Here is a 21,979-nt window from a genome sequence, read left to right on the forward strand (position 1 = left end):
ATTAGCGGTTTTAGAGGGGAAATAGAATCAGATAAAGATATAATTGGTCGTGTAAAATTTGATATATTCTATATAGAGAACTGGTCTCTACTTTTAGACATAAAAATTATAGCAAAAACCTTTATGAGTGCTATTAAAGGGGATGATAAAGCTTATTAAATAACTCCTTTTAATACATCTAATTGACGATTAAAGTCAAAATTTCGTACTGCTGTATCTTGTATATTCTGCTTTCTATCTAATGACAGTGATTCAATTCTAATAGTAGAAATAACACTATTTAAATTATCATAATCTCCAGATGTCGCTACCCATCCTAAATTGTTATTATTAATAACATCCTCGCCTTCTCCACCTCCAAAATAAAGCATTGGTAGTCCTAAACGTGCGTATTCAAATATTTTTGAAGGAACACTACCATAAATTCTATTTAGTAATGGAATAATAGAAATATGATAGTTCATTAATAAAGGGTGAAGCTCATGCCTAGCTACTCGACCATGAAAAAATATAGGTAGTTTAGGGTTTAGGGAAATAAATATTTCAATTTGAGATTGCTCTGCACCAGAGCCATAAATATGTAATTCAATATTAGAATAATCTAACTCAGTACACAACTTGTGTATGCCTTGAGCGATACCCAGAAGCCCAGCATACACTATTTTTAACTTACCATTAGATGGAACTTGTTGGATTTTTGGAAATTTAAAATTAGGGAAATTTCTATACAAAAATGTCTTTTTATTTGCGAATATAGAATTTACATGAGTTAAAATTTCTTCACTTTGACCTAAAACTAAATTGGCCTTACTGTAGTTATAGTATTCAATTTTTTCAAGTATCTTATAACTAAAATTCTTTTTTAATGCACCTAATTCTAAACCGGCTATAGGCCAAAGGTCACTTACATTTAGGATGATGGTTTTGTTTTTTTTACGCAAAAACAACATAGAAGTGAAGGCCACTAAAAGTGGTGGAGATTGCACAATAACAGTCTTCGGGATTTTATTCCACATAAAAAACCAAATCAAACTAAAGCTATATGATAACATAGCAATTAATCGCAACAATTTGTTTTTTGAGTTACTTGCGTAAATCCAAAGGCGATTAATAATGATGTTTTTTTCTTCGGAAACGTGCCTGAATTTACCTGTATAGCCATCAAAAATTTTACCGGTAGGATAATTTGGTAAAGGTGTTAGTACGGTGACATTAAAATCAGTTTGTTGTAGCCCATTCGCTAACTGAAAAATACGGTTAGATGCGGCTCCAATTTCTGGAGGAAAGTAGCTGGTGATTATTAAAATGTCTTTTTTCATGATGTTGAGTTTACGTGTGATGTAAACTGTTTTAGTTTTCCGCTTTTAGAACGTTTCAATTTATGTTGTCTTTCAAAAGTTACGGTCAATCCTTTTTCTAGATAGCGTTCTACCTCTTGAGCTATGGTATTTTTTTTGTCATCCGATAGTTGTTCCTCACTCACATAACTAATTTTAAAAAGTGGTTTCTCTAACTGCTCAATAATAAACTCTTTAACGTTTCCGTCATCTTCAATAATACGCTTAGTAATATAGTAAAAAGTAAGGCCGGCCGCTTTTTTACCGCTAGGTAAAATAGCGATATCGTTGGTTCTACCAATCAACGTTTTTAAGATTGGTTTTCTTAATGTGCTTGTTTTAGAGAGGATACCTACATCACCAATATCATATCTAATAAAAGGATGTGCTTTGTTGTATAAAGATGTAATTACGATACGTCCTTCCTCTTCATTAGGAAGACAATTATCATTCGCGTCTAATATTTCAACATATAAGGTTTCACTATTGATCTGCCAATCATTACTAGTGTTTTGAAAAGCGATTAAATCTAATTCAGAAGCACCATATTCGTTAATTATAGGGATTCCAAATTGTTGTTCCATAAGCTTTTTGTCGGTATCAAATAACATTTCAGAAGTGACAACACACGCCTTTAATGTTGGGCAAATAGATGATAAGTTGATGGATTTTCGCTCTAGAAATTTTGCAAACTGAGCGATAGAACTTGTGTAACCATTAATATAATCAAAGGGAGTTACTTTAAATTTATCTAGATGTCCCTCAAAAGCGGCATCACTTAAATCAAACACAGAAAACCGATAACGCTTACTTAGTCGATCTTTTAGTCGTTCTTTATAATAGCCTTTTTTATCTAAAGGAATACCATAAAAACGTGCTTGACGTGACATGTTAAAGTTTAGATCATACCAACTAAATCTGTTTTGAATCACAGCCCAAGTCATCGCATGACTGTACTTGTCTTTAGCAAAAATAAAGGGATCTCCAGAGGACCCAGAAGTTTTATTGACATATGTGTTTTTAGTAGTAAATCCTTTTGATAACCGTTGTTCTAGAGGGCGTTGCAAATCTTTTTTTGTCATTACAGGTATAGAATCCCAATGCTTTGAGTTGGCATGAGGAGCTAATGACTTATAAAAGTTATTATGGCTTACATGAAAATTAACAATAGCGTGACGTTTATCCTCTAAGAACATTTTAAAGTCAAGATCTTTTTTTTGCTGAATATGAGCCAGTTCCTTTTTTGCCTGATCTAAAGGGTAGCCATTTAATTGTAAAGAAAAATCAAAAAGGTTCAAAAAAATGATAAGGTTTGTGTTGGATGTAAAGTAAAGAAAAAAAGTCTTGTTTAGAAACTTCGAAACCCGTAAAAACAATTATTTTTACGCAAACAAATTGAAAACATGACTATTTTAATTCTTGGTTCTGGCGGTAGAGAGCACACATTTGCATGGAAAATTGCCCAAAGCCCATTATGCGACAAAATTTTTGTAGCACCTGGAAACTCTGGTACAGCACAAATAGCAACAAATGTTGATATTAAAGTAACCGATTTCATTGCTATAAAAGCGCTAGTTCTTGAGCATAAAATTAACATGGTTGTTGTGGGTCCAGAAGACCCATTGGTGGAGGGGATACATGATTTCTTTTTAGAGGATGAGCAATTAAAATATGTGGCTGTCATTGGTCCTCAAAAAGCAGCAGCAGAGTTAGAAGGCAGTAAAGAATTTGCTAAAGAATTTTTATTTAGACACAATATTCCAACCGCCGCATACCAGAGCTTTAATGCCAATAATGTAGAAGAGGGGTATCAGTTTTTAGAAACTTTAAGTCCGCCATATGTGTTAAAAGCCGATGGTTTAGCTGGAGGAAAAGGTGTTTTAATCCTTAATGATTTAGACGAAGCAAAAATAGAACTTAAAAACATGTTAGTTGATGCTAAATTTGGAGTCGCAAGTTCTAAGGTGGTTATCGAAGAATTTTTAGACGGGATTGAATTAAGTTGTTTTGTATTAACAGACGGTAAAAATTATAAAATTTTACCCACTGCAAAAGACTATAAGCGAATTGGTGAAGGCGATACAGGTTTAAATACTGGTGGTATGGGAGCGGTTTCTCCAGTGCCTTTTGCTACAGATGCCTTTTTGAATAAAATTGAAGAACAAGTTGTTAAGCCTACAATTAAAGGTTTAGCGAAAGATAATTTGCCATATAAAGGGTTTGTGTTTATTGGATTAATTAAAGTTGGTGATGATCCAAAAGTAATTGAGTACAATGTGAGAATGGGAGATCCAGAAACGGAGGTGGTTTTACCGAGACTTAAAACCGATTTGGTAGAAATTTTTAAGGCAATTTCAGAAGAGCGTCTAAACGAAATAGATATTGAAATAGATGACAGAGCCGCTACAACCGTAATGCTAGTATCAGGAGGTTATCCTGAAACTTATGAGAAAGGGAAAGAGATTACAGGCCTAGAGAATGTAGAAGACTCAATTGTGTTTCATGCTGGAGCGATCTTAAAAGATAATAGAATAGTGACATCGGGAGGACGTGTTATGGCAATTACGTCTTATGGTAATACCTATGAAGAAGCTATAAAAAAATCTTATCTAAATATAGATAAGCTATATTTTGATAAGATGAATTATCGAAAAGATATTGGTTTCGATTTGTAAACTAAGAATTTATTTTGATTTTTTTGTTTTAAGCGCAAATTAGAGATTTTATGCTAGTTTGAAATCATTTTTCAATGGCATAGCATCGCTACGGAAGTTAAAAATGGTAGAAACATGGTTCAAAAGGTCACTTTTTTTACGGATTGAAAATATTTAAATGAATGCTATAGGTAAGAATGTGAAGAAACACTCTTGTCTTCCTCTTTATTTTTACTATGTTCTTTTAATTGCAACATCCAGTATACGAATGCAACCATTGCAATGGCAACAAAGACCCATGATAAAATGTTAGCCGACCACCAATTATCTAGTTCTAAAACTGCTAAAGCATCAAATGGGGCAAACAACACATTTACAAATAAGTCTTCAATAGCTAAAAAAAAGTCTTTCATTACAGTATATTTTTTAGAAACTCTTACCGAGCGTCGTGTATAATCTTATATTTACAATGCAAAATTACGTATTTTTTTCATTTTAAACTATTGCAATGATTTCAAATTTTTTTAGTAAATCAAAACCTATACACTACATCGTCGCAAGTGTCATCTTATTATTGATTTTTGTTTTGTCTAGATTAAACGTATTCTCAGAGAACTCAAACCTTATTGTTTTTGCAGAGCAAATAGGCTTATTGTTAATCACGTTACTTTCGGTTTTTGTGTTTGATTTCTTAGTTACTCGCAATGGTTTAACTAAAAAAAATAGCTACAGTATTATTCTTTTTGTAGTGTTCTTTGCAATCCTACCGCAAACCCTACTAAATACACGACTCTTATGTGCTAATTTATTTATTCTATTGGCTTTAAGACGTCTCGTGAGTCTAAGATCTCAAAAAGAGATTAAAAAAAAGTTGTTTGATGCTTCGATTTGGATTGCTGTGGCCACACTTTTCTATTTTTGGTCTTCAGTATTTTTTATAATGATTATTTCCGCCCTGTTGTTATATGTTATAACAGATGTGAAAAACTATTTAATCCCTTTTGTCGGTGTGGTAACAGTAGCAGTGATTGTCGTGTCGTATTTAGTTGTATTTGATAAGGATATTATAGAATATACGGTAGGGATTTTTGATTTTAGTTTAGATTTTAGCGCATTAAATTCTAAACGTCTTATTGTCGGTTCGACGTTATTGTTTTCTGTTGGTTTATGGTCTTTATTTTACTATATCAAAAATATAAATTCGCAAATGAAGAATAATAAACCCTCTTTTAAGTTGATCATATTATCTCTTATTTTAGGACTATTCATCATTGCCGTTGCTCCTTCTAAAAACGGAAGTGAGTTCATATTTCTATTCGCTCCTCTAGCTATTATAATAACAAATTATGTAGAAGTAATTCCCGAAAAATGGTTTAAAGAGACCTTACTTTGGGTTATGATTTTAACACCAATAGTGTTGTTAATGTTGTAATTTTTTACCGAAAGCTAAATCACCTGCATCACCTAACCCAGGTACTATATAACCTTTATTACTTAATGTTTCATCTATAGCAGCAATCCATAGGTGTGTATCTTTTCCGAAGTGATTATTAACATAATCAACTCCATCCTGAGCTCCAATAACACTTACTAAATGAATGTTTTTGGGAGTTCCAAAGGGTTTTAATGCCTCAAATGTAGCGACCATTGATTGTCCAGTTGCTAGCATAGGGTCTGCAAGAATAAGTGTCTTCCCTTCCAAACTAGGACAAGCTAAATACTCTACGATGATCTCAAAGGTTTCAGGATTTTCTTTATGATGCCTGTAGGCAGATATAAACGCATTTTCAGCTTCATCAAAGTAGTTTAGAAGCCCATTGTGAAGCGGTACACCAGCTCTTAAAATAGAGCATAGTACGATGTCATCATTAAAGAGTTTTGTATCACTTCTTCCTAAAGGGGTTGTAATTGTTTTTGGAGCAAAATCTAGAGTTTTGCTCATTTCATAGCATAAAACCTCTCCTATACGTTCAATATTTCGTCTAAAACGCATGCGATCTTTTTGAATGTTGACATCTCTAATTTCAGAAATAAATGAATTTAATATAGAATCTTCTTGAGATAGATTGTGAATTTGCATAGTTGGGAGTTCATTTTTATGAATGCTAAAGTTAATAAATACCCATATATTTGTGGTCTAAAATTTTACATTATGTTTTCAACAAAGGCCAATAAAATATTTCAAGACGTTATTGAAAAATATCATGTTATTAATGCAGTGGACCAATCTTTCGTAAATAGTTATAATAAAGATGCCAATCTATTAGAACATTTACTCTATAGAAAAAGTTGGATTGATACAGTGCAATGGCACTATGAAGATATTATTCGTGATCCTCAAATAGATCCTGTTGCTGCTTTAAAATTGAAACGTCAAATTGATGCATCTAACCAGGATAGAACAGATATGGTGGAGTATATTGACAGTTATTTTCTTGAAAAATATAGTGATGCGTCACCAAAATCAGAAGCGACTATAAATACCGAAAGTCCGGCTTGGGGAGTAGACAGGTTATCAATCTTAGCCCTTAAAATATTTCACATGAATGAGGAGGCAACTCGTGCAGATGCATCTAGTGAGCATAAAGCGGCATGTCAAACTAAATTAAATATTCTACTAGAGCAACGCGTTGATTTGTCAACTGCAATTGATACTCTTTTAGAGGATATAAGCAAAGGTGATAAGTACATGAAAGTATATAAGCAGATGAAAATGTATAATGATAATGAACTTAATCCTGTGTTGCGTTCACAAAAATAATTTCATATCAGCTATAGCCTAAAATAGGGTCTTTATATAAGATTGTAAATAGGCTTCAAAGGGCTATTTCTTATGCCAAAACTAAAACATATCCTAGTAATTCGTCTCTCAGCAATGGGTGACGTGGCGATGACTGTTCCTGTTTTGCGAGCATTTTCAAATCAATACCCCGAAGTAAAACTTACCGTTTTAACGAAACCATTCTTTAAACCTTTTTTTAAAAGCATTCCTAATATTGAAGTTATTGCTGCAGATATAAAAGGCAAACACAAAGGGGTTTTGGGGCTTTATAAATTATCTAAAGAGCTTAAATCACTAGATGTAAATGCGGTAGCAGATTTGCATAATGTTTTAAGAAGTAAGGTTTTGAAACTTTTTATCTTCGGAAAACCCGTCGTGCAAATAGATAAAGGTCGTCAAGAAAAAAAGGCTTTGGTTGGCGGACAAACTTTCGAGCAATTAAAAACGACACATCAGCGTTATGCTGATGTTTTTAAAACTTTAGGGTTTCCATTGGACTTGAGTCAACCCGTATTTCCGAAGAAACAAAACTTAAAAGAGGCATTTATAAAAATTATTGGTAAAGACTTAAAACCTTGGGTTGGGATTGCTCCTTTTGCAGCTTTTGAAGGAAAAATGTATCCATTGGATTTAATGATTACCGTTATAGAAGCACTTTCAAAAGAGCATAAAGTGTTATTGTTTGGCGCAAGTAATGAAGAGAGAAAGTTGTTAGAGGATATTGCAAATCAATTTGATAATGTCATTAACCTCGCAGGTCAGTTTTCTTTAAATGAAGAATTAGATATAATGTCTAACTTGGATATTATGCTTGCAATGGATTCTGGTAATGCACATATGGCTGCGATGTTAGGTGTCAAAGTGATTACTATTTGGGGAGTGACTCATCCGTACGTAGGATTTTTACCATTTAATCACACTATGGATTCTGCAATTCTAGCAGATAGAAAGCAATATCCAAAAATTCCAACCTCAATTTATGGCAATAAACTCCCAGAAGGTTACGAAAAAGCCATGCGTTCTATCGTTCCAGAGGAGATAGTTTCTAAACTTAAAACCGCTCTAAAATAAAAAAGCCTCGTTCTAGAAGAACGAGGCAAGATTTCGAATTTTAGATAATCCCTACGATTAAATTCTAATCTCTGGTGAAAATATTTTGATTAAAATTAGCTATCAAGAATACCTAGTAATATCTTTTGTTTTTTCGATAAAGTGTTTGTTTTATGCGCTTAAAAGCGTATAAGTTAGATGATATGTAAATTATACGTCATCGTAGTCAACCACAAGAGTAGGTGTCGTGGGTTGTGCTTGGCATGTTAAAATCAAACCTTCTGCTAATTCGCCATCTGTTAAAATATTATTTTTCCGCATCGTTGCTTTACCTTCTGTAACTTTAGCAATACAACTGCTACAAATTCCACCTTGACAAGAATAAGGAGCATCTATATCTTCATCTAAAGCAGCTTCTAGGATAGTTTGTTTTTGAGACATTTCGAAAGTGAAAGTTTCATCATCTACAAGGATACTTATTTTGGTTGTACCACTCGCAATTGTTCCATCAGTAGTGTCAGGTTTTGCCGCTTTAAAAAGCTCAAAATGAATACGGTCTTCACTTGTGCCATGCTCGGTCAAAACATCTTTAACCGTATGGATCATTGCTTCAGGGCCACATAGATAATAAGCATCAACTTCAATATGCTTGTACTTATTTTTTACGACATAATTAACTGTGCTTTTCTCAATGCGACCAAATATAGAGTTATCTTCATCTGCTTGGCTAAACACAAATTGTATAGAAAAACGAGAACTATATTGATGTTGTAATTCTAATAATTGGTTTAAAAACATGGTGTCTTTAGTCGTTTTATTACCGTAAACCAAAATAATTTCACTCTGTACCTCTTCTTCTAAAGCACATTTAATAATGCTTAATATTGGTGTAATTCCACTTCCAGCAGCAAACAACGCCACATTTTTAGTTTTAGAGTCATTAGGCTCAAACAAAAAACGACCATTTGGAGGGGCGACTTCTAATACATCGCCAATACTTAATTGGCTATTTGCGTATGATGAAAAAGTCCCATCCTCAACTTCTTTTATTGCAACTTTTAGTTCACCACTTTTTGGGGACGAGCATAAAGAGTAGTCACGCCTTACTTCTGCCCCATTAACGTCGGTTTTTAAGGTGATATACTGCCCTGCTTTAAATTGAAATGTATCTTTTAATTCCTGCGGAACATCAAAACATATAGTAACTGCTTTTTCAGTTTCTTTGGTGATGTCTTTGATGGAAAGTTTATGAAATTGTGACATAGTTTATTTTTTTATGTAAAAATAACGAAGCTAAAAGACTTAGTCATTTATTTATCGAAAAAAATAACACATCACACCTGTATACATAAGAATATTAGGTATATTTGACATATGGCAAATTCAAAATTATACAAAGGTAGTTTAGTGACTATTATCTTAAAACTTCTAAATGGAAGTAATAAGATGTATGGTTATGAAATCACCCAAAAAGTTAAGGAATTAACGAGAGGCGAATTAAAAATCACCGAAGGTGCTTTATATCCAGCACTTCATAAATTAGAAGCAGAAGGTTTACTAGAAGTTGAGGTGAGAAAGGTTGATAACAGACTTAGAAAATATTATAAGCTTACCGAAAAGGGTAATAAAGAAACCGTGAGCAAATTACAAGAGCTACAAGAATATATTAAGACCATGCAGGTTTTGGTGAATCCTAAATTGACCTTGGAGTAATGGTTAGATTAGACAAAGAAAGCATATTATTCATTGAAAATTATCTAGAAAATTCAGATGTTTTTTATGCAGATATCCGTTTGGAAATGACAGATCATATAGCTTCCGAAATTGAACAACTCATGGACTCAGAAAATACAGAATTCTATGGGACCTTTAAAGCGTATATGATAAATAATAAAGCGGTGTTATTAGAAAATAATAAGCGCTTTATTAGAGCGGCAGATACCTCTATTTTAAAACGATTATTTGCAGAGCTATTTAAGTTTTCAACGTTATTAGTTTTCGCTCTTGTGTTTTTTGTCAGTTTTAAATGGTTATCAATTATTGAAGTTGAAGATTTAAGAGATTATATAGCATTATTTCCAATGGTCTCAATTGTGCCATTTTGTATAATATATGTTTTTGCTTTAAATATATTTAAGATGCCTCGGTTTTCTGGTATTGAGCGATTAGCTTTTTTGTATATGATTTGTTTTCAATTATTTCACTTTTTGAGTTCTATGATGGGGATTTACATTCAAAGTAATAACAACTTTTACATTGTAGCAATTACAATGTCAATTATTGTAACGTTAAGCTTACTCATCATAAAAATTACTCTAAAAATTATGAATCAGTATCCTAATGATTATAAATTCATGAAATCTTTATAATGAAAATATCCCAGGACGAAATACAAGACCTCTATGCTTTTACACGACAACATTTTGTAGAACACTATGATTTACAAACTGAACTTGTAGATCATTTAGCCAACGATATTGAATCCATTTGGATCAAACAACCCAAGTTGCATTATAGAGAGGCTCGTGATAAAGCATTTAAAAAGTTTGGGGTTTTTGGTTTTATGGATGTGCTTGAAAAACGTCACAAGGCGATGAATAAAAAATACATCAAATACTTATGGTTCGAATTTAAAAAGTGGTTTACATTTCCGAAGTTATTAATAACACTAACTGTTTTTATTGCCTTTTATACCGCTTTCTCAACAAATATGGCGTCTTACGCTTTAGTGTTGTCTTATGGACTAATAGCAATTTGGTGTATTTATAAAAGCATACAACTAAACAGGCAATTTAGACGTAGAAAAGAGAAATCTCAAAAGAAATGGATGTTGGAAGAAATTATTTTTAAACAGGCAGGTGGTTCTGCTTTGATGCTCATTTCTCAATTACCAACTTGGTTTAGAATTTCTGGAGATTATTTCGACTCCTATGGCTTTATAATTCTCATATCAATCTTTTCAACTTTTTTTGTTCTTTGGATGTACGTAAGCTTTGAGCTACTTCCCAATAAAGCAGAAGACCTTCTCAATGAAACCTATCCAGAATTTAGTTTGTAACAAATCAGGATTATCAACTACTAATATTTTAGAACAGAAAACCAACAAACATAAACCATGAAAAAATTATTATTTGCCATCGCTTTTATCTGCACACTATCCATTCAAGCACAAGACAATTCTGAATTTAAAACACAAACTATAGAATTCCTTAAACTTACAGGCACGGGAGATGCATTTAATAATGCTATTGCTCAAATTGGAGCAATGGTTCCTGAAGAAAAAAAAGAGGCCTATACTAAGGAAGCCAGCGGAACGCTAAATGATGTATACAGTAAAATAGCAGATGTTTATATGGAAGAGTTTACTGAAGAAGATATTGCGGAATTAGTTTTATTTTATAAATCTGACTTAGGCAAAAAACTATCTTCAAAACAAACTCAATTAACACAGTCTGGAATGATGATTGGCCAAACTTGGGGAATGGAGTTATCAAAAATTGCTGGTAAATATGCTAATTAGTACAATGTAATCAACCAAAAATTATGATCAAACGTTTTTTAAGTTTAGAGTGGAAACAATTTAGAAGAGCTTCTTATTTTCAAAAAGGAATTGCTATAAAAATTTTACTTTTTCTGGCGGTTTTATATTTTGGAGGAATAGCAATTTTTGTTGGAGGCGCAATGTTCTTTGGGCTTAAAAAAATATTCCCAGAAATAGATCCAATAGTTATGGTTAATAATTTTTTAATCTATTGGATATTATTGGAGTTAATGATTCGGTATTTTATGCAGCAACTGCCTGTAATGAACATTAAGCCATTAATGATTATTCCTATAAAAAGAAATACGGTTATTCATTATCTATTGGGAAAAACAATGCTTTCGTTTTTCAATTTTATTTCACCTTTATTCCTACTTCCTTTTTCGATTGTTTTATTATTTCAAGGCTACCCAGTAGCTAATGTAATCTTATGGTTTTTCGCTTTAATGTCTATTACCATGTCTATTAACTTTCTGAATTTTTTAATCAATAAAAGCAATACAGTTTTTTATGGTATTGCAGTTATGGTGATCGTAATTGTAGCATTAAAGTATTTTAACCTTTTTGATGTAACAGAACCGGTTGGTAAAATCTTTAATGGTTTATATAATCAGCCTTATTTAGCAATTATCCCATTGTTAATGGTGGTCGGCTTATATAAAGCAAATTTTAATTTTATCAGAAAAGGGTTTTATTTAGATGGCGCAGTATCTAAGAAAATAAAAGAAGTTAATGCGACTGATTTATCATGGATGGATCGTTTTGGAAGCGTTGCTCCTTTTTTGAAAAATGATATAAAAATGATTACAAGAAATGCAAGACCAAAACAAGTGGTGCTCATGTCCTTTTTCTTCTTGTTTTATGGTTTATTCTTTTTTACTCAAAAAGTATATATTGAAGAGATGCCTTATTTATTAGGTTTCGCTTCAATATTTATTACTGGTGGTTTTCTTTTAAGCTTTGGTCAATTGGTGCCTTCTTGGGATAGTGAATATTATAAACTTTTGATGAGTCAAAATATTCCGTACAGACAATATTTAGAATCCAAATGGTATTTAATGGTTTTTGCAGTAATTGTTGCCTTTATATTAAGTACACCATACTTGTATTTTGGTATGGATATTTATTTAATAATAGCAGCTGGCGCATTATTTAATATTGGTCTAAACACATTTATTACCTTATTTGGAGGAGCCTTAAATAGGGTTCCAATAGAATTAGATACAAAAGCAAAAGCCTTTAGCAATACCAATGGTTTTAATCCAACGCAACTGCTTATAGCATTGCCAAAACTGATATTACCAATAATCATCTTTTTTATACCTTATCATTTTATCAGTTTTAATGCAGGACTCATAGCGTTAGCATTATCTGGAGTTATTGGAATGGTGTTTAAAAACTTTTTCTTAAATAAAATAGAGCAAGTATACCAAAAAGGGAAATATAAGACCATTGCAGCATTTAGCGAAAAAAAATAATTAGAATTTAAAACACACAATACTAATGATAATAACATCAAACCTATCAAAAAAATATAATGGCGTTTCCGTATTACATATCGAAAACCTTGAGATTCCAAAAGGTCAAAGTTTCGGATTAGTAGGTAACAATGGCGCAGGAAAAACAACATATTTTAGTTTGTTGCTTGACTTAATTCAGCCAACTACAGGTTACATTAAAAACAATAACGTGCTGGTTCATGAAAGTGAAGATTGGAAACCATTTACCTCGTCTTTTATTGATGAAAGTTTTTTAATTGGTTATTTAACGGCTGAAGAATATTTTTACTTTATTGGTGAGCTTCGTGGCCAAAATAAAGCAGATGTAGATGCATTAGTATCTCAGTTTGAAGACTTTTTTCACGGTGAAATCCTAGGTCAAAAAAAGTACTTACGTGATTTGAGTAAAGGAAACCAGAAAAAAGCAGGAATCGTTGCAGCATTAATAGGAAATCCAGAAGTTATAATTCTTGATGAACCCTTCGCGAACTTAGACCCTACAACCCAAATTAGGTTAAAAGGGATTATTAAGGATCTTGCCGAAAAACAAGGGGTTACGGTTTTGGTATCTAGTCATGATTTAATGCATGTCACGGATGTTTGTGAGCGTATTGTTGTATTAGAGAAAGGTGAAGTCATAAAAGACTTGGCAACTAATGCTGCTACTCTTAAAGAGTTGGAGGCGCATTTTGCTGGTAGTGAGATGGTGTAATATTTTTTCTCCTTCTCGCAAAAACGCTCTTGCAAAGGCCTAGAGCCACTTCAATGAATGGCAAGTTGAAAATCTTGATGTTTTCATCTTAAAATAAATAGTAATTGCGTTTCTAAAAGAGCAATCATATAACGTATTATTGTAGACCACAAATCTGTGGATCAGCCCGCTAATCCAGAAACAACTTCTAACCGGCTGAACCTTTTGCTTCTGCGCCTTTACGAGAACGCCTCTCAACCGAGTAATATCCTCTGACTTATCATCAAATAACTCTCCACCGAACACCACAATACATCGATAAATCGGCCATTTTTCAATGATAATTCAAAAAGATGCTTATTTTTACAGCGCTACATAATATATATGAGCGATTTTAGTTATAGTATTTATAAAAAACGACACCTTTTGAATACATTTTTTAAAGTCTTACTATCAGCTTTTTGCGTAACAATGCTAATCACAAGTTGTTCACGTAAAAAAGATAAATTTATAAACCGAAATTTTCATGCTTTAGGCACCAAATACAACGTCCTGTATAACGGTAATATCGCATTAGAAAAAGGTCGAGAAACTGTTGATAATGCTGCAACAGATAACTATTGGCAACTACTTCCAATAGAGCGTATGCAGGTCACAGAAGAAATCATATTACCTGGTCAATCTAAAAATCAAGATTTTGAACGTGCTGAAGAAAAAGCAATTAAGGCAGTTCAAAAACATGGGATGAACATCAAAGGGAAAGAGTACAATCCGCAAATCGACGAATCTTATTTACTCTTAGGTCAGGCACGTTATTTTGATCAACGTTTTGTGCCAGCATTAGAAGCTTTCAATTACATCTTATACAAATATCCAGCTAGTGATAAAATTAATACAGCAAAAGTGTGGAGAGAAAAAGCAAACATTAGATTAGATAATAATAAGCTTGCTATTAAAAATCTAAAAAGACTTCTTGAGCAAGAAGAGCTAGAAGATCAAGATTTAGCAGATGCGACATCCATTTTGGCGCAAGGATACATTAATATAAAATCTAAAGATAGTGCTCTAGCTCAATTGGTAATTGCAGCAGATTTTACAAAGAAGAACAAAGAAAAAGCACGTTTTAATTATATTATTGGTCAACTATATAACGAGTTCGGAATAAAAGATAGCGCCAACTTAGCGTTTGATAAAGTTATTGATATGCACCGCAAAATCCCGAGGCCTTACTATATCAATGCACACCTAGCCAAATCAAATAATTTTGATATGGAAAACGGGAATCAAATCGAGTTTCTTGAATATTTGAAAGATTTAGAAGAAGACCGAGAAAATCGCCCGTATTTAGATAAGGTTTTTTACCGTATTGCAGAGTTTCATAGAGCCAATCAAAGAGATTCTATGGCAATCGCATATTACAATAAATCGCTTCGTACCAACTTAGGTGACAAAGAGTTAAAGTCTAGAGATTATGCCACCTTAGGTGATATGAGTTTTGACATTGCAGAATATAAAGTTGCTGGTGCATACTACGATAGCACAATGATGAATATGAAGCTTAACTCTAAGCCATATCGTGTTGTTCAACGGAAACGTGAGAATCTGGATGATGTCATCTATTATGAAGGTATCGCTCAATCAAATGATAGCATTTTGAGATTGGTAAATCTTTCTGAAATAGATAGGCTTACTTATTTTACAGCATACACCGAAGAATTAAAAGTTTTAGCAGAAGCTGAAAGTGAAAAAGCTGAAGCTGAGGAGCGTCGCAATGTGTCTGGATCTGGGCTAAAAACTAAAGAAAACAATGCACAGTTTGGTAGTAAAGCAGGAGGGAAATCAATGACGAACTCAACTAATACTCGAGGAAGTAAAGAGAGCAATTTTTACTTTTATAATCCTACGACAGTTGCCTACGGTAAAAGTGAATTCGCAAAAGTTTGGGGAGATAGAGAATTAAAAGATAATTGGAGATTGTCTGATTCTAAAGGCAACGGATTTAATAGTATAGAAACAATTGATGTTGCGGCTAACGCGTCAGATGAAGAACGTTTTGATCCTGAGTTTTACATATCCAAAATCCCTACAGACCAAAAGGTAATTGATAGTTTAGCAAAAGAAAGAAACTATGCCTATTATCAATTAGGGACTATTTATAAAGAAAAGTTTAAAGAGTATACATTAGCTAAAGTCAAGCTGGAGGAACTATTACAAAATAATCCTGAAGACCGTTTGATATTACCTTCTAAATACAACTTGTATAAAATATATATAGAATTAGGATTGAGCAGTAAAGCCTCTGCAACGAAAGAGGATATAGTAAGCACATATCCAGACTCGAGATATGCAAAAATATTACTCAACCCAAAATCAGAATTTACCAAAGACGAAAATAGTCCAGAGAGTTTATATAATAACTTGTATAAACAGTTTAATGAGCAGCAATATACTGAGGTAGTTCAAAAAGCAGAGCAATACATAAGCCAATTTGAAGGGGATCCTTTGGTGCCTAAATTTGAGATTTTAAAAGCGTCTGCTAATGGCAGATTAGTAGGCTTTGAGGCTTATAAAAAAGGCGTAAACTACATCGCATTGACCTATCCAAATTCCGAAGAAGGAAAAAAAGCAAAAGAGATTTTAGAAACCACCATTCCTATAATGGCTAAAAAAGAATTTATTAGTAACGAAACGGGAAACCATTTCAACGTGATGTATCCTTTTGCGAATTCAGAAAAAAATCAAATAGAAGAATTTGTTAAAAAATTAGATAGTGCAATCTCAAAAGTAAGTTATTTTAAATTATCAACCTCAGTTGATTTTTATGATGCTAATACGACCTTTGTTGTTGTTCACGGACTTAAAAGTGTTCAAGGGTCTACGGGTTTTGCAGAAATATTAAAAGAGAATAAAAAAAATAAAGATAAAATAGATAGACCTTTTTATTCAATTTCCTCACCTAACTACGAAATTGTACAGCGACATAAAAATTTAAACCAATACCTCGAATCTCAATAAATTATACACTTATGTTTTCAGATAAAAAAACAGGACGTATGGCTTCAGACACAACCTCACAACAAAACACAATTGCTAAAGGCACTGTAATTACAGGTGATATTATAAGTGAAGGTGATTTTAGAATCGAAGGCACAATTCAAGGTAATGTTAAAACACCAGGTAAGGTGGTTATTGGCATAACAGGAATCATCAATGGAACTTTAAAAAGTGCAAATGCAGATATTGAAGGTAAGTTCACCGGCAAGTTATTGCTGTCTGATACACTATCTTTAAAATCATCTGCACATGTAGAAGGTGAAGTTATGGTTGGTAAATTGGCTGTAGAGCCTGGTGCTAATTTTAACGCAACATGCTCTATGAAAGGTGCTTTAAAAGACATTAATAATGGCAACCCAACAGGGCAACAACAAACGCAAAAACCAGAAAAAGGGCAAATCACCCAGTAAGTATTTAAGATTTACATCTGCAGCTTTCCAAATGGGAGCAACAATTTGGTTGGGAAATCTCCTCGGAAATTGGCTAGACTCAAAATTTGATAAAGACTTTTGGGAATCTACAGTAACACTACTTTCGGTATTTATGGCTATGTATATCGTCATTGCTCAAGTGATCAAAGTCTCTAAAGAAGATGATTAAGAAATTCCTAATTTTTGTAGTGGCATTCGCTGTTTTATTTGCTGTTGTTTACGGTGTTCAAGAGGCATTTATAAATCAATCATCTCAAGAGATTAGGTTTAGTGTGTTTGATACTAACGTGTTTTTTGTGGTAACGTCTTTTATTATTTCTATCCATTTTGAAATCTTTTCGAACATAAAGAAGTTACAGTCACAACTAGGTTTTATATACTTACCAACACTGTTTATAAAAGGAGTTCTGTTTTTTATAATATTCAAATCTTCTCTTTTTAATTCTGAAACGTTGACCATCACAGAGCGGTTACATCTTTTAATTCCGTTCCTTCTTTTTTTGGCGTTAGAGGTCTTTTTTATTACCCAAATATTAAGGGAAAAACAATCAAATTAGAGGGATTGTTTTAAACCTGTTTATTCTTGAAATTTTAAGATAAAAAAAACATATTGTTATTTTAATAATTTCCGTACTTTTGCACCGAATTTAGGAAGAGTAGTTTTTTGATTTTATAACAATGAAGATATTTCAACAAAGTTTTAAATGTTTAGCAATTGTAAGTGTACTGTTTTTCTCAACAGCGTCATTTGCCAATAATTCTTCTGAAGGAGAAGGTCAAATTGATACCAAAAAAGAAGTAGAAGATTACATTTTACACCACATCCAAGATTCTCACGATTTCTCTTTATTCTCTTACACAAGTGAAGCAGGTGAACGTAAGCATGTTGGTTTTCCGTTACCTGTCATTTTATGGACAAGCAATGGTTTAACATCGTTTATGTCTTCTGAGTTTCATCATAATGATGACGGGAAAGTTATCGTTGAGAAAAACGGACTAAAATTCGCAAAAATCCATTCAAAGATTTACGAATTAAATCAATCAGCTTCCGTATTAAGTTTTGATGAAGAACACCATGCAAAAAATGCTCACAAAGTATTAGATTTTTCTATCACTAAGAGTGTGGTAGGTGTTTTATTGATTGGGTTACTTATGTTTTTCTGGTTCTCACGTTTAGCAAGACAGTATAAAAAGAAAGCAATTCCAACAGGATTTAGTCGGGTTCTTGAACCTCTTGTATTATATGTAAGAGATGAAATTGCAAGACCAAACATTGGCGATAAACATTATAGAAAATTTACAGGGTATTTATTAACGGTATTCTTTTTTATCTGGATCTTAAATTTATTAGGTTTAACACCTTTTGGCTTTAATGTAACAGGACAATTAGCGGTTACAGCATGTTTAGCAATTTTTACATTAGTCATCTATACAGCAAGTGGTAATAAAGATTATTGGATGCATATGTTGTGGATGCCAGATGCCCCTTGGTGGATTCGCCCAGTTTTAGCTATTATAGAGTTAGCAGGAGCGTTTATCATTAAACCATTTTCGTTATTAGTACGTTTGTTTGCGAACATATCAGCAGGGCACATTGTGGTAATGAGTTTAATTGCAATTATGTTCACCTTAAAGCAGTCTCTAGGAGTTGTGGGTGCGACGGCATTATCATTTGTATTATCATTTTTTATAACATTAATAGAAGTATTAGTTGCGTTTTTACAAGCGTATATCTTTACAATGCTATCAGCATTATTCATAGGTATGGCGGTAGCAGAACACGATCACGATCATGCTCGTGATGAGCAAGGTCACGAAATTCCAGACGAAGAAGATGTGAGAGGAGATTTCATTTAATAAGAGTTTTTTTAATTTAACTATAAATATTTTACTATGTACAATTTAATTGGAGCAGGATTAATCGTAATCGGAGCAGGAATTGGTCTTGGACAAATTGGTGGAAAAGCAATGGAAGGTATTGCACGTCAGCCAGAAGCAACAGGAAAAATTCAAACAGCGATGATTATCATTGCAGCACTTTTAGAAGGGTTAGCATTTGGAGCTTTATTCTTAGGGAAATAAGAACCAAATCAACTTACAAAACTCTATCCTGTAACGGTTGGTTGCAGGATAAGTTTTAAATTAAAAAAAAGACAAGAATATTAAGTATATCTAAAATGGATAAATTACTAAACGATTTTTCACCGGGACTTTTTGTAGTACAAACAATACTACTTTTATTGTTAATTTTCATGATGGTTAAGTTTGCCTGGAAACCAATTCTTAATTCACTAAATGAGAGAGAAGAAGGGATTCAAGGTGCATTAGATGCCGCCGAAAAAGCAAAACGTGAAATGGAAAACCTTCAAGCAGATAACCAAAAGTTATTGCAGGAAGCAAGATTGGAAAGAGAAGCCATGCTCAAGGAAGCTAGAGAAATGAAAGCGCAGATGATTACAGACGCAGAAACTCAAGCACAGGAGCAGGCTAACAAAATTATTGTACAAGCACAATTAGCTATTGAGAATGAAAAGAAATCTGCTATGGCAGAACTTAAAAATCACGTAGCGAACTTATCTATAGAAATAGCAGAGAAAGTAGTGCGTCAAGAATTATCTAACAAAGACAAACAACTAGCACTAGTTGAGTCTATGTTAGCAGAAACAAAATTAAACTAGTTTTAACTAAATAGATACCCATTTTTGTGGGCATTGATATGGCAGGAACAAGAGCAGCAATTCGTTATGCAAAAGCAGTATTAAGTTTAGCTCAAGAGCAAGAACTTGAAGGCACTATTAATTCAGACATGAAGTTAATAGCATCGACTATTGCAGATAATGCAGCATTAAAATTGGCGCTTCAAAATCCTGTGGTACGTTCTTCAGTAAAAAAATCTATTGTATTAGAGGTTTTTAAAAATATGAATCCACTATCTACTAATCTTGTAGATACATTGATTGATAATAAAAGAATTTCTGCAATTGGTGATGTAGCATCACAATACGTTGTGCTTTATGATCAACTAAAGGAAATACAAGTGGCTACAGTGACCACAGCCGTTGAGTTATCTGATGATTTAAGAGCTAAAGTGTTAGCTAAACTGAAGGAACTTACAGGAAAAGAAGTAGAAATCAATAGTGTGATTGATGAAAGTATTTTAGGAGGATTTGTGTTACGTATTGGAGATATTCAATATAATGCAAGTGTGTCTAACAAATTGAATAAATTAAAAAGAGAGTTTACATTAAATTAAATAGTATTCGGTCACTGAGCAAGTCAAAGTGAACGTCTAAAATCTAAATTAAAGATGGCAGAAGTAAAACCAGCTGAAATATCAGCAATCTTAAAACAACAACTTTCAGGTTTTGAAGCAGGAGCTTCATTGGATGAAGTTGGAACAGTACTAACAGTAGGTGACGGTATTGTGCGTGCTTATGGACTATCTAATGCGCAATATGGCGAATTAGTTGAGTTCGATGGCGGCTTAGAAGGTATCGTACTTAACCTTGAAGAAGATAATGTCGGTATTGTATTGTTAGGAGTCTCTGTAGGAGTTAGAGAAGGTTCGACGGTAAAACGTACTAATCGTATCGCTTCTGTTAACGTAGGTGAAGGTATTGTTGGTCGTGTTGTGGATACTTTGGGTAACCCAATTGATGGTAAAGGACCAATTTCTGGAACGACTTATGAAATGCCTTTAGAGCGCAAAGCACCTGGAGTTATTTATAGAGAGCCGGTAACAGAACCATTACAGACAGGAATTAAGGCAATTGATGCTATGATTCCAGTGGGTAGAGGTCAACGTGAGTTGGTAATTGGAGACAGACAAACAGGTAAAACTACAGTATGTATTGATGCTATCTTAAATCAAAAAGAATTTTACGATGCAGGTGAGCCTGTATTCTGTATATATGTTGCTGTTGGTCAAAAAGCTTCAACAGTGGCATTAATTGCTAAAACCTTAGAAGAGAAAGGAGCTTTAGCTTATACTACTATCGTAGCTGCAAATGCGTCAGATCCTGCTGCTATGCAAGTGTACGCACCTTTTACAGGAGCTTCTATTGGAGAGTACTTTAGAGATACTGGTCGTCCAGCTTTAATTGTATTTGATGATTTATCAAAACAAGCAGTGGCGTATCGTGAAGTCTCTTTATTATTACGTCGTCCTCCAGGACGAGAGGCATATCCTGGTGATGTGTTTTACTTACACTCAAGATTATTAGAGCGTTCTGCAAAAATTATTAATAATGACGCTATTGCTAGGGAAATGAACGATTTACCAGATTCGTTGAAACCTATCGTGAAAGGTGGTGGTTCTTTAACCGCTTTACCAATTATTGAGACACAAGCAGGTGACGTTTCAGCATATATCCCAACAAATGTAATATCTATTACAGATGGGCAAATTTTCTTAGATGGTGATTTATTTAATTCGGGCGTACGTCCAGCAATTAACGTAGGTATTTCGGTATCCCGTGTTGGTGGTAATGCACAAATTAAATCAATGAAAAAAGTATCTGGAACATTAAAATTAGATCAAGCTCAGTATCGTGAATTAGAAGCCTTTGCTAAGTTTGGGTCAGATTTAGATGCCGTTACTTTAAATGTAATTGAAAAAGGAAAGCGTAATGTTGAAATTTTAAAACAAGCGCAAAATGATCCGTTTAAGGTTGAAGATCAAGTAGCCATTATTTATGCGGGATCTAAAAACTTATTGAAGAACGTTCCCGTAAATAAAATTAAAGAATTTGAAAGAGATTATCTTGAATTCTTAAATGCGAAGCACAGAGATGTTTTAGATACCTTAAAATCAGGTAAATTAACTGATGAGGTTACAGACACATTAATGACCGTAGCTAAAGATTTATCAGCAAAGTATAAAGCATAATCTCACCCTAACCTTTCAAAGGGAAAGCGTTTTGTAGTGGAGTAATTATATC

At 33.2% G+C, this 21,979-nt stretch carries 25 protein-coding genes; 20 read left to right on the plus strand and 5 right to left on the minus strand.

What is annotated here, in order from left to right; genetic code table 11:
• A partial coding sequence (locus tag ACJAZK_RS11050; RefSeq protein WP_415224050.1) for a sugar transferase occupies positions 1-159 on the plus strand: 159 nt, incomplete at its 5' end.
• Here the strand turns inward: ACJAZK_RS11050 and ACJAZK_RS11055 are convergent.
• Positions 156-1,319, minus strand: a complete 1,164-nt coding sequence (locus ACJAZK_RS11055) for a glycosyltransferase family 4 protein (protein ID WP_415224018.1) — start codon at positions 1,317-1,319, stop codon at positions 156-158. The genes ACJAZK_RS11050 and ACJAZK_RS11055 overlap by 4 nt on opposite strands.
• On the minus strand, positions 1,316-2,635 hold the full coding sequence (locus ACJAZK_RS11060; protein WP_415224019.1) for a phenylacetate--CoA ligase family protein: 1,320 nt from the start codon (positions 2,633-2,635) through the stop codon (positions 1,316-1,318). Before ACJAZK_RS11060 ends, ACJAZK_RS11055 begins: the two co-directional genes overlap by 4 nt.
• A 105-nt stretch (positions 2,636-2,740) precedes the next feature.
• Here ACJAZK_RS11060 and purD point away from each other — a divergent pair, with 105 nt between their 5' ends.
• Positions 2,741-4,012 carry a phosphoribosylamine--glycine ligase gene (purD, locus tag ACJAZK_RS11065; RefSeq protein ID WP_415224020.1) on the plus strand — a complete coding sequence of 424 codons (1,272 nt, stop codon included), beginning with the start codon at positions 2,741-2,743 and terminating at the stop codon, positions 4,010-4,012.
• 164 nt (positions 4,013-4,176) lie between these two features.
• Here the strand turns inward: purD and ACJAZK_RS11070 are convergent, their stop codons facing one another.
• Positions 4,177-4,404 carry a DUF6341 family protein gene (locus ACJAZK_RS11070; RefSeq protein ID WP_415224021.1) on the minus strand — a complete coding sequence of 76 codons (228 nt, stop codon included), beginning with the start codon at positions 4,402-4,404 and terminating at the stop codon, positions 4,177-4,179.
• Positions 4,405-4,499: 95 nt separating this feature from the next.
• Here ACJAZK_RS11070 and ACJAZK_RS11075 point away from each other — a divergent pair, with 95 nt between their 5' ends.
• Positions 4,500-5,423 carry a DUF6427 family protein gene (locus tag ACJAZK_RS11075; protein WP_415224022.1) on the plus strand — a complete coding sequence of 308 codons (924 nt, stop codon included), beginning with the start codon at positions 4,500-4,502 and terminating at the stop codon, positions 5,421-5,423.
• Here the strand turns inward: ACJAZK_RS11075 and upp are convergent.
• Complete coding sequence (gene upp / locus ACJAZK_RS11080; RefSeq protein WP_415224023.1) at positions 5,412-6,071, minus strand: uracil phosphoribosyltransferase; 660 nt, start codon at positions 6,069-6,071, stop codon at positions 5,412-5,414. The genes ACJAZK_RS11075 and upp overlap by 12 nt on opposite strands.
• A 72-nt stretch (positions 6,072-6,143) precedes the next feature.
• Between upp and ACJAZK_RS11085 the strand changes: the two genes are divergently transcribed.
• Both ACJAZK_RS11085 and ACJAZK_RS11090 read left to right on the plus strand, forming a co-directional pair.
• Positions 6,144-6,752 carry a DUF4254 domain-containing protein gene (locus ACJAZK_RS11085; RefSeq protein ID WP_415224024.1) on the plus strand — a complete coding sequence of 203 codons (609 nt, stop codon included), beginning with the start codon at positions 6,144-6,146 and terminating at the stop codon, positions 6,750-6,752.
• A 72-nt stretch (positions 6,753-6,824) separates the two neighbouring features.
• Positions 6,825-7,844, plus strand: coding sequence for a glycosyltransferase family 9 protein (locus ACJAZK_RS11090; protein WP_415224025.1), 1,020 nt, complete (start codon positions 6,825-6,827; stop codon positions 7,842-7,844).
• 189 nt (positions 7,845-8,033) lie between these two features.
• On the opposite strand, the gene ACJAZK_RS11095 is transcribed toward ACJAZK_RS11090, so the two are convergent.
• Positions 8,034-9,086, minus strand: coding sequence for a 2Fe-2S iron-sulfur cluster-binding protein (locus ACJAZK_RS11095; RefSeq protein ID WP_415224026.1), 1,053 nt, complete (start codon positions 9,084-9,086; stop codon positions 8,034-8,036).
• A 111-nt stretch (positions 9,087-9,197) separates the two neighbouring features.
• Between ACJAZK_RS11095 and ACJAZK_RS11100 the strand changes: the two genes are divergently transcribed.
• The 15 genes from ACJAZK_RS11100 (at position 9,198) to atpA (ending at position 21,927) form a co-directional block, all read left to right on the plus strand.
• On the plus strand, positions 9,198-9,536 hold the full coding sequence (locus ACJAZK_RS11100) for a PadR family transcriptional regulator (RefSeq protein ID WP_415224027.1): 339 nt from the start codon (positions 9,198-9,200) through the stop codon (positions 9,534-9,536).
• A complete protein-coding gene (locus ACJAZK_RS11105) occupies positions 9,536-10,192 on the plus strand; it encodes a hypothetical protein (RefSeq protein ID WP_415224028.1) in 657 nt (218 codons plus the stop codon). Before ACJAZK_RS11100 ends, ACJAZK_RS11105 begins: the two co-directional genes overlap by 1 nt.
• Entirely contained in the window at positions 10,192-10,881 is a 690-nt protein-coding gene (locus ACJAZK_RS11110; RefSeq protein ID WP_415224029.1) for a hypothetical protein, read from the plus strand. The genes ACJAZK_RS11105 and ACJAZK_RS11110 overlap by 1 nt, the downstream gene beginning before the upstream one ends.
• Positions 10,882-10,938: 57 nt before the next feature.
• Positions 10,939-11,343, plus strand: coding sequence for a DUF2059 domain-containing protein (locus ACJAZK_RS11115; protein ID WP_415224030.1), 405 nt, complete (start codon positions 10,939-10,941; stop codon positions 11,341-11,343).
• Between the two features lie 23 nt (positions 11,344-11,366).
• Positions 11,367-12,842: a DUF5687 family protein gene (locus ACJAZK_RS11120; RefSeq protein WP_415224031.1), complete on the plus strand. Its 1,476-nt coding sequence runs from the start codon at positions 11,367-11,369 to the stop codon at positions 12,840-12,842.
• 25 nt (positions 12,843-12,867) lie between these two features.
• A complete protein-coding gene (locus ACJAZK_RS11125; protein ID WP_415224032.1) occupies positions 12,868-13,575 on the plus strand; it encodes an ABC transporter ATP-binding protein in 708 nt (235 codons plus the stop codon).
• 405 nt (positions 13,576-13,980) lie between these two features.
• Positions 13,981-16,569, plus strand: coding sequence for a tetratricopeptide repeat protein (locus ACJAZK_RS11130; protein ID WP_415224033.1), 2,589 nt, complete (start codon positions 13,981-13,983; stop codon positions 16,567-16,569).
• Between the two features lie 11 nt (positions 16,570-16,580).
• On the plus strand, positions 16,581-17,018 hold the full coding sequence (locus ACJAZK_RS11135) for a bactofilin family protein (protein WP_415224034.1): 438 nt from the start codon (positions 16,581-16,583) through the stop codon (positions 17,016-17,018).
• Positions 16,957-17,208 carry an AtpZ/AtpI family protein gene (locus ACJAZK_RS11140; RefSeq protein WP_415224035.1) on the plus strand — a complete coding sequence of 84 codons (252 nt, stop codon included), beginning with the start codon at positions 16,957-16,959 and terminating at the stop codon, positions 17,206-17,208. The genes ACJAZK_RS11135 and ACJAZK_RS11140 overlap by 62 nt, the downstream gene beginning before the upstream one ends.
• Entirely contained in the window at positions 17,201-17,596 is a 396-nt protein-coding gene (locus tag ACJAZK_RS11145; RefSeq protein ID WP_415224036.1) for a DUF6168 family protein, read from the plus strand. Before ACJAZK_RS11140 ends, ACJAZK_RS11145 begins: the two co-directional genes overlap by 8 nt.
• 121 nt (positions 17,597-17,717) lie before the next feature.
• Positions 17,718-18,896, plus strand: a complete 1,179-nt coding sequence (gene atpB, locus ACJAZK_RS11150) for a F0F1 ATP synthase subunit A (RefSeq protein WP_415224037.1) — start codon at positions 17,718-17,720, stop codon at positions 18,894-18,896.
• Positions 18,897-18,932: 36 nt separating this feature from the next.
• Positions 18,933-19,121 carry an ATP synthase F0 subunit C gene (gene atpE, locus ACJAZK_RS11155; RefSeq protein ID WP_013993139.1) on the plus strand — a complete coding sequence of 63 codons (189 nt, stop codon included), beginning with the start codon at positions 18,933-18,935 and terminating at the stop codon, positions 19,119-19,121.
• Positions 19,122-19,216: 95 nt separating this feature from the next.
• The gene (locus ACJAZK_RS11160) at positions 19,217-19,717 is read left to right on the plus strand and encodes a F0F1 ATP synthase subunit B (protein WP_415224038.1); all 501 of its coding nucleotides are present in this window, start codon (positions 19,217-19,219) and stop codon (positions 19,715-19,717) included.
• Between the two features lie 38 nt (positions 19,718-19,755).
• Positions 19,756-20,292, plus strand: coding sequence for an ATP synthase F1 subunit delta (gene atpH / locus ACJAZK_RS11165; protein ID WP_415224039.1), 537 nt, complete (start codon positions 19,756-19,758; stop codon positions 20,290-20,292).
• A 54-nt stretch (positions 20,293-20,346) separates the two neighbouring features.
• Positions 20,347-21,927, plus strand: coding sequence for a F0F1 ATP synthase subunit alpha (gene atpA, locus ACJAZK_RS11170; RefSeq protein WP_415224040.1), 1,581 nt, complete (start codon positions 20,347-20,349; stop codon positions 21,925-21,927).
• The last annotated feature ends 52 nt before the right edge of the window (positions 21,928-21,979 follow it).

It is taken from the genome of Psychroserpens sp. (assembly GCF_047633235.1).
GTDB lineage: Bacteria > Bacteroidota > Bacteroidia > Flavobacteriales > Flavobacteriaceae > Psychroserpens.

What these genes read in the sequence shown, in the direction of transcription:
- ACJAZK_RS11135 (WP_415224034.1), top strand. Translation starts at nt 16,581, where the DNA reads ATGTTTTCAGATAAAAAAACAGGACGTATGGCTTCAGACACAACCTCA.
- ACJAZK_RS11125 (WP_415224032.1), top strand. Translation starts at nt 12,868, where the DNA reads ATGATAATAACATCAAACCTATCAAAAAAATATAATGGCGTTTCCGTA.
- ACJAZK_RS11075 (WP_415224022.1), top strand. Translation starts at nt 4,500, where the DNA reads ATGATTTCAAATTTTTTTAGTAAATCAAAACCTATACACTACATCGTC.
- atpE (WP_013993139.1), top strand. Translation starts at nt 18,933, where the DNA reads ATGTACAATTTAATTGGAGCAGGATTAATCGTAATCGGAGCAGGAATT.
- atpA (WP_415224040.1), top strand. Translation starts at nt 20,347, where the DNA reads ATGGCAGAAGTAAAACCAGCTGAAATATCAGCAATCTTAAAACAACAA.
- ACJAZK_RS11070 (WP_415224021.1), bottom strand. Translation starts at nt 4,404, where the DNA reads ATGAAAGACTTTTTTTTAGCTATTGAAGACTTATTTGTAAATGTGTTG.
- ACJAZK_RS11145 (WP_415224036.1), top strand. Translation starts at nt 17,201, where the DNA reads ATGATTAAGAAATTCCTAATTTTTGTAGTGGCATTCGCTGTTTTATTT.
- ACJAZK_RS11055 (WP_415224018.1), bottom strand. Translation starts at nt 1,319, where the DNA reads ATGAAAAAAGACATTTTAATAATCACCAGCTACTTTCCTCCAGAAATT.
- ACJAZK_RS11105 (WP_415224028.1), top strand. Translation starts at nt 9,536, where the DNA reads ATGGTTAGATTAGACAAAGAAAGCATATTATTCATTGAAAATTATCTA.
- ACJAZK_RS11100 (WP_415224027.1), top strand. Translation starts at nt 9,198, where the DNA reads ATGGCAAATTCAAAATTATACAAAGGTAGTTTAGTGACTATTATCTTA.
- upp (WP_415224023.1), bottom strand. Translation starts at nt 6,071, where the DNA reads ATGCAAATTCACAATCTATCTCAAGAAGATTCTATATTAAATTCATTT.
- ACJAZK_RS11120 (WP_415224031.1), top strand. Translation starts at nt 11,367, where the DNA reads ATGATCAAACGTTTTTTAAGTTTAGAGTGGAAACAATTTAGAAGAGCT.
- purD (WP_415224020.1), top strand. Translation starts at nt 2,741, where the DNA reads ATGACTATTTTAATTCTTGGTTCTGGCGGTAGAGAGCACACATTTGCA.
- ACJAZK_RS11140 (WP_415224035.1), top strand. Translation starts at nt 16,957, where the DNA reads ATGGCAACCCAACAGGGCAACAACAAACGCAAAAACCAGAAAAAGGGC.
- ACJAZK_RS11090 (WP_415224025.1), top strand. Translation starts at nt 6,825, where the DNA reads ATGCCAAAACTAAAACATATCCTAGTAATTCGTCTCTCAGCAATGGGT.
- atpB (WP_415224037.1), top strand. Translation starts at nt 17,718, where the DNA reads ATGAAGATATTTCAACAAAGTTTTAAATGTTTAGCAATTGTAAGTGTA.
- atpH (WP_415224039.1), top strand. Translation starts at nt 19,756, where the DNA reads ATGGCAGGAACAAGAGCAGCAATTCGTTATGCAAAAGCAGTATTAAGT.
- ACJAZK_RS11085 (WP_415224024.1), top strand. Translation starts at nt 6,144, where the DNA reads ATGTTTTCAACAAAGGCCAATAAAATATTTCAAGACGTTATTGAAAAA.
- ACJAZK_RS11110 (WP_415224029.1), top strand. Translation starts at nt 10,192, where the DNA reads ATGAAAATATCCCAGGACGAAATACAAGACCTCTATGCTTTTACACGA.
- ACJAZK_RS11160 (WP_415224038.1), top strand. Translation starts at nt 19,217, where the DNA reads ATGGATAAATTACTAAACGATTTTTCACCGGGACTTTTTGTAGTACAA.
- ACJAZK_RS11095 (WP_415224026.1), bottom strand. Translation starts at nt 9,086, where the DNA reads ATGTCACAATTTCATAAACTTTCCATCAAAGACATCACCAAAGAAACT.
- ACJAZK_RS11115 (WP_415224030.1), top strand. Translation starts at nt 10,939, where the DNA reads ATGAAAAAATTATTATTTGCCATCGCTTTTATCTGCACACTATCCATT.